Origin of the sequence: Roseateles sp. (genome assembly GCF_046300915.1) — a bacterium.
Classification (GTDB): domain Bacteria; phylum Pseudomonadota; class Gammaproteobacteria; order Burkholderiales; family Burkholderiaceae_C; genus Kinneretia.
In genome coordinates this window covers 1-19,654 of record NZ_JBKCLH010000030.1, presented here as the reverse complement: position 1 = coordinate 19,654, position 19,654 = coordinate 1, and the positions used below count along the sequence as shown (strand labels likewise).

The window sequence follows — 19,654 nt, the reverse complement described above, 5'->3', positions numbered from 1 at the left end:
ACCATGGACACACACTACGCCCAGCTGGACGCCTGGATAGCCGCCCATTTCGAGGAGGAGGTGCGCTTCCTCCAGGCCCTGGTGCAGCTGCCCACAGACACCCCGCCCGGCAATAACGCGCCGCACGCCGAACGCACGGCCGAGCTGCTGCAGGCCTTTGGCTACCAAGCCGAGAAGCATGTGGTGCCCGAGGCCGAGGTGCGCGACTACGGCCTGCAGTCCCTCACCAACTTGATCGTGCGCCGCCGCTTCGCCGAGGGCGGACCGGTGATCGCACTCAACGCCCATGGCGATGTGGTCCCGCCCGGCGAGGGCTGGACCCATGGTCCCTACAGCGGCGAGATTGTGGACGGCCAGCTCTATGGCCGCGCCAGCGCGGTCAGCAAGAGCGACTTCGCCACCTACACCTTTGCGCTGCGCGCGCTGGAGTCGCTGGGGCTGCCACAAGGCCTCGACGGGCAGCCGCTGGCGCGGCTGCGGGGCGGCGTGGAGCTGCACTTCACCTACGACGAAGAGTTCGGCGGCGAGCTGGGCCCGGGCTGGCTGCTGCAGCAAGGTCTCACCAAGCCGGACTATCTGCTGGCCGCCGGTTTCAGCTACCAGGTGGTCACGGCCCACAACGGCTGCCTGCAGCTGGAAGTCACGCTGCACGGCCTGGCCTCGCATGCCGCCTACCCGCACACCGGCGTGGACGCGCTGCAGGCCGCCAACCAGCTGCTCAGCGCGCTCTATGCCCACAACGCGGTGCTCAAGACCCGCCTGTCCCAGGTGCCCGGCATCAGCCACCCCTATCTGAACGTGGGCCGCATCGAGGGCGGCAGCAACACCAATGTGGTGCCCGGCAAGGTGGTGATCAAGCTGGACCGCCGCATGATTCCCGAGGAGGATCCGGCGGCGGTGGAGGCCGAGGTGCGCGCCCTCATCGAGTCCAGCGTGGCGGCCTGCCCCGGCATCCGCCTGGAGGTCCGCCGCCTGCTGCTGGCCCATCCCATGACTCCCCTGCCCGGCGCCGCGCCCCTGGTGACCGCGCTGCAAAAGCATGGCGAGGCCGTCTTCGGCGAGCCCATCCCCACCTCGGGCACCCCGCTCTACACCGATGTGCGGCTCTACACCGCGCGCGGCATCCCGGCCGCCATCTATGGCGCCGGCCCGCGCACCGTGCTGGAGAGCAATGCCAAGCGGGCGGACGAACATGTGGCCCTGGCCGATCTGCAGCGCGCCACCCAGGTGGTGGCCCGTATGCTCTACGACTTGCTGAAGGCGGACTGATCCCGCCCTGTCGCCCGCGGCTGCAGCTGGTGGGGCGGATTCTGCAGAGCGTCGCAAGCACCGCCGGGCAAGACCCGGCCCTGCCTAGACTTCGCAGCCATCCCTTCACCCACGGTCTTCGGACCCCTCACGCCATGAGCATGCTGCAACGCATTTCCCTACTCAGCCTCGCCCTGGGCAGCGCCCTGCTGACCAGCGGCTGCGTGATTACGCCCCACACCAGCAGCGATACCGCCGCCCAGGTCAACAAGATGAGCGAACAGGCCCAGGCCACCTGCGGCGCCGGCCAGGTCAAGGAAGTCAACGCCAGGAGCTTCAGCTGCAAATAGGCGATGCCTCATCCCGGGGCGCAGCGCACCAGGATGGATCCCAAGAAACTGTATACAAACGGCCTTGGTGCTTGTATGCAGTCAATCGCACAAAGCGCCTCTTCGCAGGCGCTTTTTCATTGGCATGGAGCTTGCTGACTCTGGGCAGTACCTCGCGCGGCGCTCGCCTCGCGACTTCAGGAACCGCCCACCAAGGACAGCCCCATGCGCCAGCGCTCCCACACCTCTCACCCGGCCCCCTTCACCTCGCGCCGTCGCTGGCTGGCCGCCGCCGCCCTGGGCCTGGGCGCCCTGGCCAGCGGCGGCAGCGCCCTGGCCCAGGCCGCCACGCCGCTGAAGTTCCAGCTGGACTGGCGCTTCGAAGGCCCGTCCGCCCTCTTCCTGCTGCCCATTGCCAAGGGCTATTTCAAGAACGCCGGCCTGGACCTGAGCCTGGACGCCGGCAATGGCTCGGGCGGTGCGGTCACGCGCGTGGCCTCGGGCTCCTATGACCTGGGCTTTGCCGATCTGGCGGCCCTGATGGAGTTCCACGCCAACAACCCCGACGCGCCCAACAAGCCGGTGGCGGTGATGATGGTCTACAACAACACGCCGGCCGCGGTGCTGACGCTCAAGAAGAGTGGCATCGCCAGCGTGGCCCAGCTCTCGGGCAAGAAGCTGGGCGCGCCGGTGTTCGACGCCGGCCGGCGCGGCTTCCCCATCTTTGCCAAGGCCAACAAGATCGAGAACGTGAGCTGGGTCAGCATGGATCCGCCGCTGCGCGAGACCATGCTGGTGCGCGGCGATGTGGACGCCATCACCGGCTTCTCCTTCACCTCCTTGCTGAATCTGGAGGCGCGTGGCGTCAAGGCCGAGGATGTGAACGTCTTCCCCTACGCCAGCCACGGCGTCAAGCTCTATGGCAACGCCATCATCGCTTCGCCCAAGCTCATCAAGGAAAAGCCCGAGCTGGTCAAGGCCTTCCTCTCGGCCTTTGCCAAGGGCGCCAAGGAGGCGATGGCCAATCCGGACGCCGCCATCGCCTTCGTCAAGCAGCGCGACGCCATCATCAACGAGGCCCTGGAAAAACGCCGCCTGCGCATGGCCATCGATGCCGTGATCGCCAGCCCCGACGCCCGCTCCGAAGGCTTTGGCCAGATTGCCGCGCCGCGTCTGTCTCTGATGGCCAGCCAGATCTCGGATGCCTACGGCACCAAGACCCGGGTGGTGCCGGAAGCCGTCTGGAACGGCAGCTTCCTGCCCGCGAAGTCGGAGCTCGACACCGTCCTGCCGGTGGCAAAGCGATGAAGGCGGGCCGAGCGCCGGGCCGCCCCAAGCCGGCCCGCATCCCCTCGGGGGATCGGCCGATGTACCCATCGGACGAGGGGCTGTCATGAGCTATGTCGATTTCCGGCGGGTCTGGCTCGCCTACAACGAGCAGCTTTGGAAACAGGGCCAGTTCGCCGTCGAGGACATTTCCCTGACGCTGAAGAAGGGCGAGTTCGCCGCCATCGTCGGCCCCTCGGGCTGCGGCAAATCCACCTTCATGAAGCTGGCCACCGGGCTCAAGAAGCCCAGCCGCGGCGAGATCTACGTGGACGGCCAGCCGGTCGACGGGCCGCTGAAGATCAGCGGCATGGCCTTCCAGGCCGCCAGCCTGCTGCCCTGGCGCACGACGCTGGCCAATGTGATGCTGCCGCTGGAGATCGTGGAGCCCCACCGCTCCCAGCTGCGCGCGCGGCGCGCCGAATACGAGGCGCGCGCCCGCGAGCTGCTGGCCAGCGTGGGCCTGGCCGGCTATGAGGACAAGTTCCCCTGGCAGCTCAGCGGCGGCATGCAGCAGCGCGCCAGCATCTGCCGTGCGCTCATCCACGAGCCCCAGCTGCTGCTGCTGGACGAGCCCTTTGGCGCGCTGGATGCCTTCACCCGCGAGGAGCTCTGGTGCGCGCTGCGCGATCTGCAGGCGGCCAAGGGCTTCAATGTGATCCTGGTGACGCATGACCTGCGCGAGAGCGTGTTCCTGGCCGACACCGTCTATGTGATGAGCAAGAGCCCCGGCCGCATCCTGCACCGCCGCGAGATCGAGCTGCCGCGCCCACGCGAGCTCGAGCTCACCTACACGCCCGCCTTCACCGAGATCGTGCACGAGCTGCGCGGCCATATCGGTGCGCTCCGCAAAACCGGCGCCGAGGTCGCGCAATGAACCATCGTGCCCAACAGATGTTCCAGCGCTTCGCCCCCTGGCTGCTGCTGGCCGCCATCCTGCTGCTGTGGCAGCTGCTGTGCAGCGCGCTCCAGGTCTCGGACTTCATCTTCCCCAGCCCCTGGTCCATCGCCCTGGCCCTGGTGGAGCACCACCAGGCCATCCTGGGCCACGCCTGGCGCACCTTCTGGGTGACGCTCGTGGGCTTCGGCATCGCCATCGTCGTGGGCGTGCTGCTGGGCTTTCTGATGGGCAGCTCCCAGCTGGCCTACAAGGCCATGTACCCGCTGATGACCGGCTTCAACGCCCTGCCCAAGGCGGCCTTCGTGCCCATCCTGGTGGTGTGGTTCGGCATCGGCATCGGGCCGGCCATCCTCACCGCCTTCCTGATCAGCTTCTTCCCCATCATGGTGAACATTGCCACCGGCCTGGCCACCCTGGAGCCCGAGCTGGAGGACGTGCTGCGCGTGCTGGGCGCACGCCGCTGGGACGTGCTGATCAAGGTGGGCCTGCCGCGCTCCCTGCCCTATTTCTTCGCCGCGCTCAAGGTGGCCATCACCCTGGCCTTTGTGGGCAGCACGGTCTCGGAGATGACCGCCTCCAACGAGGGCATCGGCTATCTGCTGATCTCCGCGGGTGCTTCCATGCAGATGGGCCTGGCCTTCGCCGGCCTGCTCACCGTGGGCGCCATGGCCATGCTGATGTACGAGTTCTTCGCGGTGCTGGAGCGCCGCCTCACCGGCTGGGCCCACCGCGGCAGCCAGCACTGAAGTGCAAGCCTTTCCTCACTCCCCTCGAAAGAAAAGCAAACCATGAAACTGACTAAGCTCACCCTCGCGGCCACCCTGTGCGCCCTGGCCTGCAGCGGCGCCCAGGCGCAGGCCCAGGTCAATCTCTACGGCCTGATGGACCTCAGCGTGGGCTCCACCAAGGCCGTGGGCGGCGCCGCCGTCAAGGGTGTGGACAGCGGCAAGATGAGCACCAGCTACTTCGGCATGAGCGGCAGCGAAGCCCTGGGCGACGGCCTCTCGGCCTTCTTCACCCTGGACAGCTTTCTGCGGGCCGATGTGGGCAATAACGGCCGCTTCAATGGCGACAACTTCTGGGCCCGCAATGCCTTTGTGGGCCTGAGCCACAAGGACGCCGGCACCCTGCGCCTGGGTCGCAACACCACGCCGCTGTTCGTGCAGACCCTGCTCTTCAATGCCTTCGGCGACTCCTTCGGCTACTCGCCCAGCATCCGCCAGTACTTCAGCGCCGGCGCCACCGCCGGCGGCACCACGGTCACGGGCGACACCGGCTGGAGCGATTCTGCGCAATACCTCAGCCCCAAGTTCGGCGGCTTCAGCTTTGGCGCCATCGTCGCCGCGGGTGAAGGCGCGGGTGGGCGCAACTACGGCCTGAACGCCGGCTATGGCCAGGGGCCCTTCGCCGCCAGCTTCACCTACCAGAACGTCAAGAAGGATGGCGCCAGCGCTGTGGCCGACAGCAAGACCTGGCAGGCCGCGGCCTCCTTTGACCTGGGTGCCGCCAAGCTCTTCGGCCAGTACGGCGAGGTGGAGAACCTCACGACGGGCCGCGACTACAAGATCCTGGGCCTGGGCGCCGCCATGCCCCTGGGCAGTGGCAAGCTGCTGGCCCAGTACGGCCGCCTCAACGCCTCCGTGGGCGCGGATCGCCAGACCTTCAGCTTTGGCTATGACTACATCCTGTCCAAGCGCAGCGATCTCTATGCCGTGGCCATGAGCGACAAGCTGGACGGTCTGAGCAAGGGCCATAGCTACTCGGTGGGCCTGCGCCACCGCTTCTGATTCCGGAGCAAACCGGGTCTTTAGACTTTGCCGCCATACTGCGAGCCGGGGCGCCCCCTGCGGAGTGCCCCGGTGAGCTTGTTTGCACGATGGAGATCTCTAGACCATGAGTTTGAAGTTCCGTTCCTGGGCCGCGGCCCTGCCCCTGCTGCTGTGCGCCCTGGGCGCCCAGGCCCAGTCCCTCAAGGCCGAACAGGCCTGGGTGCGCGCCACCGTGGCCCAGCAAAAGGCCACCGGCGCCTTCATGAGCCTGAGCAGCAGCCAGGCCGGCCGCGTGATCGAGGCCCGCTCGCCCGTGGCCGGCATCGTGGAAATCCACGAGATGAAGATGGACGGCAATGTCATGAAGATGCGCGCCATGCCCGCCCTGGAGCTGGGTGCCGGCCAGCGCGTCGAGCTCAAGCCGGGCGGCTATCACATCATGCTGATGGAGCTGAAGGCGCCCATCAAGCCGGGCGATGAAGTGCCGCTGAGCCTGGTCTTCGAGGGCAAGGACGGCAAGCGCGAGACCCTGGAGCTCAAGGCCCCCGCGCGCGGCATGGCGCCCGAAGGCGCAGGCCATGGTCTCGGTCACGGCAAGCACTGAGCACGGCTCTTGCTAGCCCAGGCCCCATGGCTTGGCATGGACATCTGACCCTGGACTACCGTCGCGACAGCGACGGCCGCTGCACCGCCCTGGACCGTCACGAGGGCCCGCTGCGCGTGCTGCAGCGGCTCTACCCCGAGGGGCCGGGCATCTGCCACCATGTGCTGGTGCATCCGCCCGGCGGCATCGTGGGCGGCGACCAGCTGGACATCGGAGCCAGTCTGGGGCCGGGCAGCCATGCCCTGATCACCACCCCCGGCGCCACACGCTTTTATCGCAGCGCGGGCGCTGCGGCGCGGCAGCGGCTGCGGGCACGCCTGGCCGAAGGCGCGCGCCTGGACTGGCTGCCGCTGGAAACCATCGTCTACAGCGGCGCCCTGGCCGAGAACCGCCTGGTCTTCGAGCTGGCGCCCGGGGCCGAGATGCTGGGCTGGGATGTGCTGGCCCTGGGCCTGCCCGCGGCCGGCCAGGCTTTTGCCCGCGGCCACTACCAGCAGCATCTGGAGCTGCCCGGCCGCTGGCTGGAGCGCGGGCTGATACGCGCGGACGATCACCGGCTGCTGCACTCGCCCCTGGGCCTGGGCGGACGCCCGGTGCTCGGCGCGCTCTGGTTTGCCGCGGGGCAAGCCCTGGCCCCGGCGCGGCGCGAGGCCTTGCTGGAGATCGCCCGCGGCGAGATTGCCGCCACCGGCTGGGACTGGGCCGGCTGCACCGCGCCCGAGGACGGCGTGCTGGTGCTGCGCCTGGTGGCCGAGCGGGTGGAGCCGGCCCTGGCCCTGCTGTCGCGCGTCTGGGCGGCCTGGCGCCGCGAGGCCTGGGCCCTGGCGCCCTGCGCACCCCGGATCTGGAAGACCTGAGCCAAGGCAAGCGCCGGGCTGGGATACTGCGCGCTCCGCCACGAGCGGATTTGCCCGCAAGACAGAGGATGAACGCACCGATGAAGACGATGACAAGGCTGCGCGCCGCCCTGGCGCTGCTGGCTGCCGCCAGCGGCCTACCGGCCCTGGCCAACAGCCCGAGCTACCCCGAGACCCGCAAGGTCGAGCAGATCGACACCTACCACGGCCAGCGCGTGGCCGATCCCTACCGCTGGCTGGAGGACGACAACAGCGCCGAGACCAAGGCCTGGGTCCAGGCCCAGAACCGCGTGACCGACGCCTTCCTGGCCGCCATGCCCCAGCGCGAGCCGGTGCGCAAGCTCTATACCGAACTCTTCAACTTCGAGAAGATCGGCGTGCCCTTCCAGGAGGGCGGCCGTTACTTCTGGACCCGCAACGACGGGCTGCAGCAGCAGGCGGTGCTCTACACCGCGCGCAAGCTCAGCGACAAGCCCCAGGTGGCCCTGGACCCCAATAGCTTCTCCAAGGACGGCACCGTGGCCCTGAGCGGCGTGGTGCCCTCGCCCGATGGCCGCCTGCTGGCCTATGGCGTGGCCGTGGGTGGCTCGGACTGGCAGCGCTGGCAGGTGCGCGACCTCGCCACCGGCCGCGATCTGGCCGACAAGATCGAGTGGGTGAAGTTCTCCCGCGCCGTCTGGACGCCGGACGGCAAGGGCTTCTTCTACTCGCGCTACGAGGCCCCCAAGGCCGGCGAGGCCCTGACCGGCGCCAACTTCTTCCAGAAGCTCTACTACCACCGACTGGGCACGCCGCAGTCCGAGGATCTGCTGGTGCTGGAGAACAAGCAGGAGAAGACCTGGGGCTTTGGCGCCGAGGTCAGCGACGACCAGCGCCACCTGATCATCAATGTCTGGCGTGGTTCCGGCCGCAAGAACGGCCTGATGCTGCTGCCCCTGGCCCAGGGCGCCTACCAGCCGGGCACGCCGCAAGTCCTGACCCTGGACTTCGACGCCACCTATGAACCCGTGGCCCTGGTGGGCCAGACGCTCTATGTGCGCAGCGACAAGGACGCGCCGCGCGGCCGCCTGCTGGCCACCGAGATCGATGCCCAGGGCCCGCGCCAATGGCGCGTGGTGGTGGCCGAGACCGGCGACGCCCTGCGCAGCGCCTCGGGTGTGGGCGGCCGTTTCCTGCTGCAATACCTGCGGGACGCCTCCACCGTGGTGCGCATGCATGCCCAGGATGGCAGCCTGATCTCCGAGGTGGCCCTGCCCGGCGTGGGCACGGCCAGCGGCTTTGCCGGCAAGTGGCAGGACAAGGAGACCTTCTTCAGCTATGCCAGCCTGAACGCGCCCACCGAGATTCACCGCTTCGAGCCCGCCAGCGGCAGGAGCGAGCTCTTCAAGCGCGCCGCCACCGCCTTCCCGGCCAACGACTATGTGACCGAACGCCACTTCGTCACCAGCAAGGACGGCACCCGTGTGCCCATCTTCGTGGCGCACAAGAAGGGTCTCAAGCTGGACGGCAGCCACCCCACCCTGCTCTACGGCTACGGCGGCTTCAATGTGCCGCAGACGCCCAGCTACAGCGTCACGGCCGCCACCTGGATGCGCATGGGCGGCGTCTATGTGCTGGCCGGCCTGCGCGGCGGCGGCGAGTACGGCGCGGCCTGGCATGAGGCCGGCACCAAGCTCAAGAAGCAGAATGTGTTCGACGACTTCATCGCCACGGCCGAGTGGCTGATCGCCAACAAGTACACCCAGCCGAGCAAGCTGGCCATCAATGGCGGCTCCAACGGCGGCCTGCTGGTGGGCGCGGTGCTGAACCAGCGCCCCGAGCTCTTCGGCGCGGCCGTGCCCCAGGTGGGCGTGATGGACATGCTGCGCTATCACAAGTTCACCATCGGCTGGGCCTGGGCCAATGACTACGGCACGGTGGATGACGCCGAGCAGTTCAAGACCCTGCTGGCCTACTCGCCCCTGCACAGCATCCGTTCACAGCGCCTGTACCCGCCGGTGCTGGTGACCACGGCCGACCATGACGATCGCGTGGTGCCCGCCCACAGCTTCAAGTACATCGCTGCCCTACAGGCGGCCGACACCGGTCCGGCCCCCAGCCTGATCCGCATCGAGACCTCGGCCGGCCATGGCGCCGGCAAGCCCAGCTCCAAGCTGATCGAGGAGCGCTCCGACGTGCTGGCCTTCATGGCCAACGCCTTCGGGCTGCAGCTGCGCTGAGGCGCTGCCCGGCCCGCGTGGCGCTGACGCCGCGCGGGCCTTGCCCTTGGGTCAACAAGGCGGGAAGATGCATTGCATCCGCGGCCTTGATCGGGGCTTTGGGTCGGGCGGGCCGGCCCGAAGATGCTGCTCCGGTACAGGTCGCCACGACGGCGGCCCGCGACTCAAGGAGTCCCCATGGCATTCTTCAAGCGCCTGAGCATTGCGGCCAAGCTTTTTGCTGCCTTCGCGGTAATGCTGGTCCTGCTGGCTTTTCTGGCCCTGTTTTCATACTCGCGGCTGACTCAGGTGCAGGCCGAGTCCCGGGACATCAGCGGCAGCTGGCTACCCTCGGTGACGGCCCTGGGCGGGATAACGGGTGAGCTGGCCGAGTTCCGGGTGGGGGTGCTGCTGAGCGTGGCCGCCTCAACGGCGGAGGAAACGCAGGTGGCCAATAGCGTGCGCGCCGCTGCGGCCAAGTCGATCAACACGGCGCTGGGCGGCTATCACAAGCTGATCTCCGGCCCCGAGGAGCAAAAGCTCTTCGACAGCTTCCAGGCCGACTGGAAAAGCTATGAGGCGGCCGCCACCAAGATTGCCGAGCTGATGCGCGACGGGCAGATTGACGATGCGCGCCAGCTGCAGAAGGGGCAGGCCCGGGACACCGTGCAACGCGCCGGCAAGACCCTGGATGAGCTGGTGAGCCTCAACAACAAGGGCGCCGATACTGCGGCTGCACGCTCCGAGTCGGTATTCCGCACCGCCGCCCTGGGTCTGTTGCTGGTCAGCCTGCTGGCCTGTGCCCTGGCGGTGATCATGGCTCTGGCCCTGGTGCGGTCCATCACCCGCCCCCTGGCCCAAGCGGTGCAGGCGGCCGACCGGGTGGCGGCCGGCGATTTGAGCCAGCCGATCGAAGCGCAGGGCGAGGACGAGACCGCACGCCTGCTCATGGCCATGCAACGCATGCAGCAAGCCCTGGCCGAAACCGTCTCATCGGTGCGCAATGGTGCGGAATCGGTGGCCACGGCCAGTGCCGAGATTGCCCAGGGCAATAGCGATCTTTCCGCCCGCACCGAGCAGCAGGCCTCCTCGCTGGAGGAGACCTCGGCCACCATGGAAGAGCTGGGCGCCACCGTGCGCCAGAACGCCGACAACGCCCAGCAGGCCAATCAGCTGGCCCAGAGCGCCAGCGAGGTGGCGCGCAGCGGCGGCACCGTCGTGGGCGATGTGGTCAGCACCATGCGCGGCATCGAGCAGAGCTCGCGCAAGATCGCGGACATCATCACCACCATCGACGGCATCGCCTTCCAGACCAATATCCTGGCGCTGAATGCCGCGGTGGAGGCGGCGCGCGCCGGTGAGCAGGGCCGTGGCTTTGCCGTGGTGGCTGCCGAGGTGCGCACCCTGGCCCAGCGCAGCGCCGGTGCCGCCACGGAGATCAAGAGCCTGATCAACGACTCGGTGGAGCGCGTGCAGTCCGGCACCCAGCTGGTGGATCGGGCCGGACAGACCATGGAAGACATCGTGCGCTCGGTGCAGCGTGTGGTCGATATCGTGGGCGAGATCAGCAGCGCCAGCGTGGAACAGAGCTCGGGCATTGCCCAGGTGGGCGAGGCCGTGGGCCAGCTGGACAAGGCCACGCAGCAGAATGCGGCCCTGGTCGAACAGAGCGCGGCCGCCAGCGAAAGCCTCAAGCATCAGGCCGGCCGGCTGCTCGAAGCGGTCGCCAGCTTCAAGCTCAGACGCTAGGCCCTCGCCGCAAGTCCCAATCCCATTCCCGCGTTTGGGATGCCTGCCCTGCGCCTTGCGGCGCGCGGGCAAGCCCTGTCCCCGCGACCCGCGCTCCCCACCACATCGCAGCCCCACGCCGCGCCAAGCGGCGTCCCGGGCGATGTCCCGCGCTCCCGATGCCCCGGCCCTTGGCCGGGGCATCATCTTTTGTGAGCTTCAGATCGCCATGCGCTGGCGCACGCCGTCCTGCTGCATCTGCGCGCCGCGGCCGCGGGCCACGAACTCGCCGCGCTCCATCACCAGGTACTGGTCGGCCAGCTCCTCGGCGAAGTCGTAGTACTGCTCCACCAGGATCACGGCCATGGGCTCGGGCTTGCGGCCCGCCTCGGTCTGCAGGCCCTCGCGTGCCAGTTGGCGCAGCACGCGGCCGATGTCCTTGATGATGCTGGGCTGTATGCCCTCGGTGGGCTCGTCCAGGATGATGAGCTGGGGCCCGGCCGCCAGGGCGCGGGCAATGGCCAGCTGCTGCTGCTGGCCGCCCGAGAGGTCGCCGCCGCGTCGGTTCAGCATCTGCTTGAGCACCGGAAAGAGCTCGAAGAGCTGGGGCGGGATGGGCGTGCCCGCGCGCTTGTAGGCCAGACCCATGCGCAGGTTTTCTTCCACCGTGAGCCGGGCAAAGATCTCGCGGCCCTGGGGCACATAGCCCATGCCCAGGCGAGCCCGCTCGAAGGGCGTCAGCCGCGCGATCTCGCGCCCCGCCAGGCTGAGGCTGCCGCTCTTGATGGGCACCACGCCCATCAGGCTCTTGAGCAGGCTGGTCTTGCCCACGCCATTGCGGCCCAGGATCACCGTGATCTCGCCGGCCTGGGCCTCGAAGCTGAGGCCGCGCAGGATGTGGCTGCCGCCGTAGTACTGATGGAGTTGTTCGGCTTTCAGCATGGCGATGTACCTTCGATGGGTCTGGCATGGGCAGCGCTGGGGCATGCGAAGGATCTGCGCATGCCATGGCGGCGCCGGACCGCCGGCAGGGGGAGCCCGGATGCCGCAGGTAAAGGAGGAGGCCCGAAGGGCCGGGGGACACGGAGGCAGCCGGGCTCACCCTGGCGGCGGTCTTCGCCCAACTCGCCGCCCACGCACAAGCACTCAGCGCCCAAGATACACCTCCACCACCTTCTCATTCGCCTGCACCTCGCTCAGCAGGCCCTCGGCCAGCACCGAGCCCTCGTGCAGCACGGTGACCTTCTTGCGCCCCTGGGTGAGCTGGTCCACGAACTTCATATCGTGCTCCACCACCACCAGGGAGTGCCGCCCCTCCAGCGAGAGAAAGAGCTCGGCGGTGCGCTCGGTTTCCTCATCCGTCATGCCGGCCACGGGCTCATCGAGCAGCAGCAGCTTGGGGTCCTGCATCAGCAGCATGCCGATCTCCAGCCACTGCTTCTGCCCGTGCGAGAGCAGGCCGGCCGGCCGCGCCGCCTGGGGCAGCAGATGGATGAGCTGCAGCACCTCGCCGATGCGGGCCTGCTGCGCGTCGCTCAGCCGTGCGAACAGGGCGGCCCGCACGCGGCGGTCGCCGGCCAGGGCCAGCTCCAGGTTCTCAAACACCGTGAGCTGCTCGTAGACCGTGGGCTTCTGGAACTTGCGGCCTATGCCCACGGCGGCGATCTCGCTTTCGCGCAGGCGCAGCAGGTCGATGTTCTGGCCAAAGCTGGCCGTGCCGGCGTCGGGTCGGGTCTTGCCCGTGATCACGTCCATCATCGTGGTCTTGCCGGCGCCATTGGGGCCGATGATGCAGCGCAGCTCGCCCACATCCACCGCCAGACTCAGGCGGTTGAGGGCGCGAAAGCCGTCGAAGGATACGGTGATGTCGTCCAGGTAAAGGGCCACGCCGGTGCCGAAGTCGGGACGGCCCTCGGTCAGCAGGCGGCCGAAGGAGGCGCTGCGGCCGCCCGAGCCCTGCTGCTGGCGGGCCAGCTCGGCCTCGGCATGCTGGCGGCGGGCCTGGCTGCCCTGCTCCATCAGATCGGGAGTCATGCCTGCTCCTCCTGGCTCGAAGCCCGCTTGAAGCGCTGGCCCAGCTTGTGCGCCAGCCCGGCCAGGCCCTCGGGCAGCCACAGGGTCACGGCAATGAAGAGCGCGCCCAGGAAGTAGAGCCAGTACTCCGGAAAGGCCTGGGTGAACCAGCTCTTGGCGCCGTTCACGAAGAAGGCGCCGACGATGGGGCCGATCAGCGTGGCACGCCCACCCACGGCAGTCCAGATCGCGATCTCGATGGAGGCCGCGGGCGACATCTCGCCGGGGTTGATGATGCCCACCTGGGGCACATAGAGCGCGCCGGCCACGCCGCACATCAGGGCCGAGAGCGTCCAGATGGCCAGCTTGTAGGCCAGGGGCTCATAGCCGGTGAACATCACCCGGCTCTCGGCATCGCGTATGGCCTGCAGCACGCGGCCGAAGCGGCTGCAGACGATGAAGCGCGCCAGCAGAAAGAAGCCGATCAGCACCAGACCCGTGGTCACGAAGAGCAGCATGCGGGTGCCCGGCTGGTTCAGCGGCACGCCCAGGATGCGCTTGAAGTCGGTGAAGCCGTTGTTGCCGCCAAAGCCCGTCTCATTGCGGAAGAAGAGCAGCATGGCCGCAAAGGTCAGGGCCTGGGTGATGATGGAAAAGTACACGCCCTTGATGCGCGAACGGAAGGCGAAGAAGCCGAACACAAAGGCCAGCAGCCCGGGCACGGCCAGCACCATCAGCATCTGGAAGGCAAAGCTGTCGCTGCCGGCCCAGTGCCAGGGCAGCGCCTTCCAGTCCAGAAAGACCATGAAGTCGGGCAGATCGCTCTGGTAGTTGCCGTCGCGGCCGATCTGGCGCATCAGGTACATGCCCATGGCATAGCCACCCAGGGCGAAGAAGAGGCCGTGGCCCAGGGACAGGATGCCGGTGTAGCCCCAGATCAGGTCCATGGCCAGGGCACAGATGGCGTAGCACATGATCTTGCCCAGCAGGCCGACCAGGTAGTCGCTCAGGTGCAGGGCATGGCCGGCGGGCAGCAGCAGGTTCAGGGCCGGCACCAGCAGGGCCACGCCCAGCACGGCCAGCAGCACCAGGGTCCAGCCGCGGGCCGAGAGCAGGCGCGGCGCCGGGGGCAGCAGCAGCGCGGGCGGGGTGGAGGCGGCGGTGTTCATCATCGTCAGTTCCCCTCAGGCTTCCGCGCTGCGGCCTTTCATCGCGAACAGGCCCTGGGGCCGCTTCTGGATGAAGACCACGATGAAGACCAGGACCATGATCTTGGCCAGCACCGCACCGGCCCAGTCCTCCAGCAGCTTGTTGAGCACGCCCAGGCCCAGAGCAGCGATCACGGTGCCGGCCAGCTGGCCCACGCCGCCCAGCACCACCACCATGAAGCTGTCCACGATGTAGTTCTGGCCCAGGTCGGGGCCCACATTGCCCACCTGGCTGAGCGCGCAGCCCGCCAGGCCGGCGATGCCCGCCCCAAGGGCGAAGGCATAGGTGTCGGTGCGTGCGGTGTTCACGCCCACGCAGGCGGCCATGCGGCGGTTCTGCGTGACGCCGCGCACAAGCAGGCCCAGCCGGGTGCGCGCGATCAGCAGGGCCACACCGGCCAGCACCGCGAAGGCAAACACGATGATGGCGATGCGGTTGTAGGGCAGGGTCAGATTGCTCATCAGGGCCACGCCACCCGAGAGCCAGCCCGGGTTCTCCACCGGCACGTTCTGCGCGCCGAAGATCGAGCGCACCGTCTGCATCAGCACCAGGGAGATGCCCCAGGTGGCCAGCAGGGTTTCCAGTGGCCGGCCATAAAGCCAGCGGATCACACTGCGCTCCAGCACCGCGCCCACGGCCGCCGCCACCAGAAAGCTCACCGGCACGGCCGCCAGCACATAGGCATCGAACCAGGCCACGGGCAGATGGGCGCGAAACAGGTTCTGCACCACATAGGTGGCATAGGCGCCCACCATCATCAGCTCACCATGGGCCATATTGATCACGCCCATCAGCCCGTAGCTGATGGCCAGGCCCAGGGCCACCAGCAGCAGGATGGAGCCCAGGCTCAGCCCGGTGAACACCAGGCCCAGGCGCTCGCCCCAGGCCAGACGCGCATCGATGGCCTCGATGGCCCGGCGCAGCGCGCTGCGCAGCTCGGCATCGGTCTCGAGCGCCAGCCGTTCGGCCAGCAAGGCCTTCACCGTGGGCTCGCTGCTGGCGGCGAGCAGCTGCACCGCCTCCAGGCGCTTGGCGCGGTCGCTTGATCCCACCAGCAGGCCGGCGCGCAGCTGCGTGAGCCGCGCCCTCACCGCCGCATCGCTCTCGGCCGCCAGCGCCTTGTCCAGCAGCGGCAGCTGCGATTCATCCATGCCCTGCCTGGCCAGGGCTTGGACCGCCTCGCGCCGCGTGGCGAGCTCAGACGCGAAGAGCTGTAGTGCGGCCTGCGCCGCCTGCAGCACGCCACGCATGCGATTGTTGTTGAGCACGTCCTCGGCATCGTCGGGCAGCGTGGCCGGCTGGCCGGTCGCGGCATCGCGCACGGCCGTGCCGTCGATCACCAGCACCTGTTTGGGCGTGAGCTTGACGGCATCGTCCAGCAAGGCCTGCACGTAGGCCGGCAAGCCCGAATCGCCCGCCGCCACCGCGGCATTGAGCGCCGCGATGCGCGCATCGGTCTCGCCCGCGGCGATGGCGCGGGCCCGGTCGGGGGTCAGGGCTTGCGCCTGGCCGCTGCTCAAGCAAAGCAGCAGCCAGACGCCCGCCGCGATAAGCAGGCGCTGGATCATGGTCAGAGGCGATGAGTGGTCAGTCAGGCCGGCTTACTTGGCCACAGGCCCATCTTTCTTGCCCTTGTTCTCGGGGATGTAGGGGCTCCAGGGCTGGGCCTTGACCGGGCCGGGGGTCTTCCAGACCACATTGAACTGGCCGTCCGCCTTGATCTCGCCGATGAAGACCGGCTTGTGCAGATGGTGGTTCTTGGGGTCCATGGTGCTGGTGAAGCCGCCCGGCGCCTTGAAGGTCTGGCCGGCCATGGCGGCGATCACCTTGTCGGTGTCGGTGCTCTTGGCCTTGGTGACCGCCTGGGCCCACATATGGAAGCCGATATAGGTGGCCTCCATCGGGTCATTGGTCAGGGGCTTGTCCTTGTGGCCGGGGATGTTCTTGGCCTTGGCGTACTCGCTCCACTTCTTCACGAACTCGGCATTGGCCGGGTTCTTGATGCTCATGAAGTAGTTCCAGGCGGCCAGATGGCCCACCAGCGGCTTGGTGTCCACACCGCGCAGCTCTTCCTCACCCACCGAGAAGGCCACCACCGGCACATCGGTGGCCTTCAGGCCCTGGTTGCCCAGCTCCTTGTAGAAGGGCACGTTGGAGTCGCCGTTGATGGTGGAGACCACGGCCGTCTTCTTGCCCTCGGCCGAGAACTTCTTGATCTTGGCGATGATGCCCTGGTAGTCGCTGTGGCCGAAGGGGGTGTACTCCTCCATGATGTCGGCGTCCGCCACGCCCTTGGACTTCAGGAAGGCGCGCAGGATCTTGTTGGTGGTACGGGGGTAGACATAGTCGGTGCCCAGCAGCACAAAGCGCTTGGCCGAGCCGCCGTCCTTGCTCATCAGGTATTCCACCGCGGGAATGGCCTGCTGGTTGGGCGCGGCGCCGGTGTAGAACACGTTCTTGCTGAGCTCCTCGCCCTCGTACTGCACCGGGTAGAACAGCAGGGAGTTCAGCTGCTCGAAGACCGGCAGCACCGACTTGCGCGACACCGAGGTCCAGCAGCCAAAGACCACGGCCACCTTGTCCTGCGAGATCAGCTGCTTGGCCTTCTCGGCGAACAGCGGCCAGTTGGAGGCCGGGTCCACCACCACCGGCTCCAGCTTCTTGCCCAGCAGGCCGCCCTTGGCATTGATCTCGTCAATGGCCATCAGCACCGTGTCCTTGAGCACGGTCTCGGAAATGGCCATGGTGCCGGACAGAGAGTGCAGCACGCCCACCTTGATGGTGTCGGCAGCAAAGCTCGGCTGGGCCAGGCCGGCCAGGCCGGCCAGGCCCAGGCTGAGGGCGGACAGCGAGAGGGTACGGCGGGAGAGTTTGCGCATGGGGATGCTCCGTGTGAGAAGAAGACCGTGGAAGAACAACGGACTCCAGTCTCGGGATTCCCCCGCCCGCGCGGAATACGCCAGACGGCGTAGAGGCTTGCCTAGCCCGGCCCAGCCGGCGTGAGCCGGTCGCTGGCAATCAAACCGTCCACCAGCTCGATCACCCGGTCGCAGCGGGCAGCCAGGCGGGGGTCGTGGGTCACGACCAGAAAGGCCGTGCCCACCTCGGCGTGCATGCGGCGCAGCAGGGCAAACACCTCGTCGGAGGAGGCGGTGTCCAGATTGCCCGTGGGCTCGTCGGCCAGCACCAGGGCGGGCTCCAGCACCAGGGCACGGGCGATGGCCACGCGCTGCTGCATGCCGCCCGAGAGCTGCTTGGAGGGCCGGTCCATGGCGCTGGCCAGACCCACGGCCGCCAGCAGGGCCCGCCCCCGCTCCCGCAGGGCGGGACTCACATGACCGTCCCGCGCCAGGCCGGGCAGGCAGACGTTCTCCAGCGCGGTGAAGGCCGGCAGCAGATGGTGGAACTGGAACACAAAGCCCAGGGTGGCCTGGCGGGCCTGGGTCAGGGCCTTGTCGTCCAGGTCCTGCACGGCGCGGCCGTCCAGCAGGTACTGGCCGCTGCTGGGGCGCTCCAGCAGACCCAGCACATTGAGCAAGGTGCTCTTGCCCGAGCCCGAGGGCCCGATCAGGGCGGCAAACTCGCCATGGGCCAGGCTGAGGTCCAGTTGCTTGAGCACCGCCACCTCGGTGGGCTGCCCCGGGTTGTAGACCTTGCCCAGGGCCTGGAGCTGAATCAGGGGCTGTTTGCTCATAGCCGTATCGCCTGGGCCGGGTCCATGCGTGCGGCGCGCCGCGCCGGGGCCCAAGCCGCCAGCACGCCGGCCGCCAGGGCCATCAGACTCACCTGCAGCGCCGTGCTGGCCGGCAGGCTGATGGAGAACAGCGGCTGGCCGTCCGCGCCCCGTACAAAGCTGGTGAAGGCCCAGATCAGGGCCACGGCCAGCAGATTGCCCAGCACCGCCCCCACACCGCCCACCAGGGCGCCCTGCAGCAGAAAGACCCGCATGATCTGACCCTGGGTCACACCCATGGCCCGCAGGATGCCGATCTCACGGCGCTTCTGCACCACCGACACCACCAGCACGCTGGCAATGCCCAGCACCACCACCACCATCACCACTGCGCGTATCAGGGTGGTGCTGATGCTCTGCGCATTCAAGGCCGAGACCAGCTGGGCATTGGTCTCCTGCCAGCTCTCCACCTTGTAGGGCAGCTGGCGCGCCAGACCGGCCGCCAGCTCGCTCGCGCTCCAGACATCGGCCACGCGCAGATCGATCTGGGTCACGCCGCCGGGCAGGTCCAGCAAGCTTTGGGCCGAGCGCAGGGGCAGCACCACCATGCGCCGGTTCAGGTCACGGATGCCATAGTCCAAGAGGCCCACCAGGCGCACCGTGTCGCTGCGGCTGCCGGTATTGAGCACCATGCGGTCGCCCACGCGCAGACCCAGGTCGGCCGCCAGCAGCTGGCCCACCAGGGCCTCGCCCGGCAGCAGCCGGAACTCGCCCGCCACCAGACGCTGACGCAGGCCCACGATGGCGTCGTAGCGCGCCAGCTCCACCCCCATCAGGGCGGCCGAGCGGCTGGCCTCGCCGCGCTGGGCCAGGGCCGGCCCCGAGACCAGGGGCGACACCGCCGTGATGCCGGGCTGCTCGCTCAGCCAGCCCTCGTAGGACAGCCAGTTACCCAGGCTGCGCAGACGCTGGGCCCGGGCCTGGGTGTCGCTGAGCGACTGCGTGCCCGAAGCCGCCGGCCAGGCCGGCAAGACTTTCTCATCGGGCGGCGTGATCACCACATGGGCCTGGGCACCCAGGGTCTTCTCCAGGGTGTTGCGCTGCAGGCCACCCACCAGGGCCGAGATATAGGCCACCACCGCCACACCGGCGGCCACGCCCACCACAATAAGCAGGGTCTGGAAGCGCCCCTCCAGCAAGAAGCGCCAGGCCACTTGGCGCTCGAAGCCCAGGCCCAGATGGGCCGATCTTGAGGTCGTTCCGGGCATTCAGCGAGCCCCGCCGCCCACGGCCTGGGCCATGGGATTGCCGCCACCCGCCGCACGTACGGGCGCCGCAACCGCCGGGGCCGCCACGCCGCGCACCCGCGCGCCCAGCGCCAGCCGCGGATCCAGCAGCAGCTGTTCGCCGGCCTGCAGGCCCTGCTGCACTTCCACCCGGTCCAGGCTGCGCAAGCCCAGGCGCAGGGTTCGCTCCACCACGCGCCCCGCCTCCAGCACCGCAACACGGCCTTGGCTCCCCCCGTCCTGACGCAGCGCGGACAGCGGCACGGCCAGGGCGCGCTCGCGCTCGGCCGTGAGCAGTTCCACCGACAGCGTCATGTCCTCACGCAAGAAGGCGGGCACCTGCCCCTGCGGCCGCAGCCAGACCTGCACCGCGCCGCGCTGGGCGTCCACCAGCGGGGCCAGGCGCTCCAGGCTGGCGTCAAAGGGCTGCTGCGGATAGGCATCGGCCAGCACGCGCGCGCGCTGGCCCGGCTGCAGCTGCGAGAGATAGCGTTCATCCACCGACGCCACCAG

18 protein-coding genes are annotated in these 19,654 nt (G+C 68.5%); 10 read left to right on the top strand and 8 right to left on the bottom strand.

Annotated features, from left to right (window positions below):
- Positions 1 to 3: 3 nt before the first annotated feature.
- The 10 genes from ACK5F2_RS01845 (at position 4) to ACK5F2_RS01800 (ending at position 10,981) form a co-directional block, all read left to right on the top strand.
- Positions 4 to 1,269, top strand: a complete 1,266-nt coding sequence (locus ACK5F2_RS01845) for a M20/M25/M40 family metallo-hydrolase (RefSeq protein WP_409862360.1) — start codon at positions 4 to 6, stop codon at positions 1,267 to 1,269.
- Positions 1,270 to 1,403: 134 nt separating this feature from the next.
- A complete protein-coding gene (locus tag ACK5F2_RS01840; RefSeq protein ID WP_409862358.1) occupies positions 1,404 to 1,598 on the top strand; it encodes a hypothetical protein in 195 nt (64 codons plus the stop codon).
- Between the two features lie 204 nt (positions 1,599 to 1,802).
- Positions 1,803 to 2,885: an ABC transporter substrate-binding protein gene (locus ACK5F2_RS01835; RefSeq protein WP_409862357.1), complete on the top strand. Its 1,083-nt coding sequence runs from the start codon at positions 1,803 to 1,805 to the stop codon at positions 2,883 to 2,885.
- Between the two features lie 85 nt (positions 2,886 to 2,970).
- A complete protein-coding gene (locus ACK5F2_RS01830) occupies positions 2,971 to 3,780 on the top strand; it encodes an ABC transporter ATP-binding protein (RefSeq protein ID WP_409862356.1) in 810 nt (269 codons plus the stop codon).
- Positions 3,777 to 4,550, top strand: coding sequence for an ABC transporter permease (locus ACK5F2_RS01825; protein WP_409862355.1), 774 nt, complete (start codon positions 3,777 to 3,779; stop codon positions 4,548 to 4,550). Before ACK5F2_RS01830 ends, ACK5F2_RS01825 begins: the two co-directional genes overlap by 4 nt.
- A 42-nt stretch (positions 4,551 to 4,592) precedes the next feature.
- Positions 4,593 to 5,591, top strand: coding sequence for a porin (locus tag ACK5F2_RS01820; protein ID WP_409862353.1), 999 nt, complete (start codon positions 4,593 to 4,595; stop codon positions 5,589 to 5,591).
- A gap of 106 nt (positions 5,592 to 5,697) precedes the next feature.
- Complete coding sequence (locus tag ACK5F2_RS01815) at positions 5,698 to 6,177, top strand: copper chaperone PCu(A)C (protein WP_409862352.1); 480 nt, start codon at positions 5,698 to 5,700, stop codon at positions 6,175 to 6,177.
- Between the two features lie 26 nt (positions 6,178 to 6,203).
- Positions 6,204 to 7,034 carry an urease accessory protein UreD gene (locus tag ACK5F2_RS01810; protein ID WP_409862350.1) on the top strand — a complete coding sequence of 277 codons (831 nt, stop codon included), beginning with the start codon at positions 6,204 to 6,206 and terminating at the stop codon, positions 7,032 to 7,034.
- Positions 7,035 to 7,114: 80 nt separating this feature from the next.
- Complete coding sequence (locus ACK5F2_RS01805; protein ID WP_409862348.1) at positions 7,115 to 9,253, top strand: prolyl oligopeptidase family serine peptidase; 2,139 nt, start codon at positions 7,115 to 7,117, stop codon at positions 9,251 to 9,253.
- A 177-nt stretch (positions 9,254 to 9,430) separates the two neighbouring features.
- Positions 9,431 to 10,981: a methyl-accepting chemotaxis protein gene (locus ACK5F2_RS01800; protein WP_409862347.1), complete on the top strand. Its 1,551-nt coding sequence runs from the start codon at positions 9,431 to 9,433 to the stop codon at positions 10,979 to 10,981.
- A 198-nt stretch (positions 10,982 to 11,179) separates the two neighbouring features.
- On the opposite strand, the gene urtE is transcribed toward ACK5F2_RS01800, so the two are convergent.
- The 8 genes from urtE to ACK5F2_RS01760 form a co-directional block, all read right to left on the bottom strand.
- A complete protein-coding gene (gene urtE, locus ACK5F2_RS01795; RefSeq protein WP_409862346.1) occupies positions 11,180 to 11,902 on the bottom strand; it encodes an urea ABC transporter ATP-binding subunit UrtE in 723 nt (240 codons plus the stop codon).
- A gap of 204 nt (positions 11,903 to 12,106) precedes the next feature.
- Positions 12,107 to 12,994, bottom strand: a complete 888-nt coding sequence (urtD, locus tag ACK5F2_RS01790; protein WP_409862344.1) for an urea ABC transporter ATP-binding protein UrtD — start codon at positions 12,992 to 12,994, stop codon at positions 12,107 to 12,109.
- The gene (gene urtC / locus ACK5F2_RS01785) at positions 12,991 to 14,145 is read right to left on the bottom strand and encodes an urea ABC transporter permease subunit UrtC (RefSeq protein WP_409862343.1); all 1,155 of its coding nucleotides are present in this window, start codon (positions 14,143 to 14,145) and stop codon (positions 12,991 to 12,993) included. Before urtC ends, urtD begins: the two co-directional genes overlap by 4 nt.
- Before the next feature lie 12 nt (positions 14,146 to 14,157).
- A complete protein-coding gene (urtB, locus tag ACK5F2_RS01780; protein ID WP_409862341.1) occupies positions 14,158 to 15,750 on the bottom strand; it encodes an urea ABC transporter permease subunit UrtB in 1,593 nt (530 codons plus the stop codon).
- Positions 15,751 to 15,783: 33 nt separating this feature from the next.
- Entirely contained in the window at positions 15,784 to 17,061 is a 1,278-nt protein-coding gene (urtA, locus tag ACK5F2_RS01775) for an urea ABC transporter substrate-binding protein (protein ID WP_409862340.1), read from the bottom strand.
- A 101-nt stretch (positions 17,062 to 17,162) separates the two neighbouring features.
- A complete protein-coding gene (locus ACK5F2_RS01770; RefSeq protein WP_409862339.1) occupies positions 17,163 to 17,876 on the bottom strand; it encodes an ABC transporter ATP-binding protein in 714 nt (237 codons plus the stop codon).
- On the bottom strand, positions 17,873 to 19,123 hold the full coding sequence (locus tag ACK5F2_RS01765; RefSeq protein ID WP_409862337.1) for an ABC transporter permease: 1,251 nt from the start codon (positions 19,121 to 19,123) through the stop codon (positions 17,873 to 17,875). The genes ACK5F2_RS01770 and ACK5F2_RS01765 overlap by 4 nt, the downstream gene beginning before the upstream one ends.
- Positions 19,124 to 19,654 (bottom strand): efflux RND transporter periplasmic adaptor subunit (locus ACK5F2_RS01760; protein WP_409862335.1); only part of this gene is annotated, 531 nt, incomplete at its 5' end.

Coding starts and splice junctions, on each gene's coding strand:
- ACK5F2_RS01845 (WP_409862360.1), top strand. CDS start 4: ATGGACACACACTACGCCCAGCTGGACGCCTGGATAGCCGCCCATTTC.
- ACK5F2_RS01840 (WP_409862358.1), top strand. CDS start 1,404: ATGAGCATGCTGCAACGCATTTCCCTACTCAGCCTCGCCCTGGGCAGC.
- ACK5F2_RS01835 (WP_409862357.1), top strand. CDS start 1,803: ATGCGCCAGCGCTCCCACACCTCTCACCCGGCCCCCTTCACCTCGCGC.
- ACK5F2_RS01830 (WP_409862356.1), top strand. CDS start 2,971: ATGAGCTATGTCGATTTCCGGCGGGTCTGGCTCGCCTACAACGAGCAG.
- ACK5F2_RS01825 (WP_409862355.1), top strand. CDS start 3,777: ATGAACCATCGTGCCCAACAGATGTTCCAGCGCTTCGCCCCCTGGCTG.
- ACK5F2_RS01820 (WP_409862353.1), top strand. CDS start 4,593: ATGAAACTGACTAAGCTCACCCTCGCGGCCACCCTGTGCGCCCTGGCC.
- ACK5F2_RS01815 (WP_409862352.1), top strand. CDS start 5,698: ATGAGTTTGAAGTTCCGTTCCTGGGCCGCGGCCCTGCCCCTGCTGCTG.
- ACK5F2_RS01810 (WP_409862350.1), top strand. CDS start 6,204: ATGGCTTGGCATGGACATCTGACCCTGGACTACCGTCGCGACAGCGAC.
- ACK5F2_RS01805 (WP_409862348.1), top strand. CDS start 7,115: ATGAAGACGATGACAAGGCTGCGCGCCGCCCTGGCGCTGCTGGCTGCC.
- ACK5F2_RS01800 (WP_409862347.1), top strand. CDS start 9,431: ATGGCATTCTTCAAGCGCCTGAGCATTGCGGCCAAGCTTTTTGCTGCC.
- urtE (WP_409862346.1), bottom strand. CDS start 11,902: ATGCTGAAAGCCGAACAACTCCATCAGTACTACGGCGGCAGCCACATC.
- urtD (WP_409862344.1), bottom strand. CDS start 12,994: ATGACTCCCGATCTGATGGAGCAGGGCAGCCAGGCCCGCCGCCAGCAT.
- urtC (WP_409862343.1), bottom strand. CDS start 14,145: ATGATGAACACCGCCGCCTCCACCCCGCCCGCGCTGCTGCTGCCCCCG.
- urtB (WP_409862341.1), bottom strand. CDS start 15,750: ATGATCCAGCGCCTGCTTATCGCGGCGGGCGTCTGGCTGCTGCTTTGC.
- urtA (WP_409862340.1), bottom strand. CDS start 17,061: ATGCGCAAACTCTCCCGCCGTACCCTCTCGCTGTCCGCCCTCAGCCTG.
- ACK5F2_RS01770 (WP_409862339.1), bottom strand. CDS start 17,876: ATGAGCAAACAGCCCCTGATTCAGCTCCAGGCCCTGGGCAAGGTCTAC.
- ACK5F2_RS01765 (WP_409862337.1), bottom strand. CDS start 19,123: ATGCCCGGAACGACCTCAAGATCGGCCCATCTGGGCCTGGGCTTCGAG.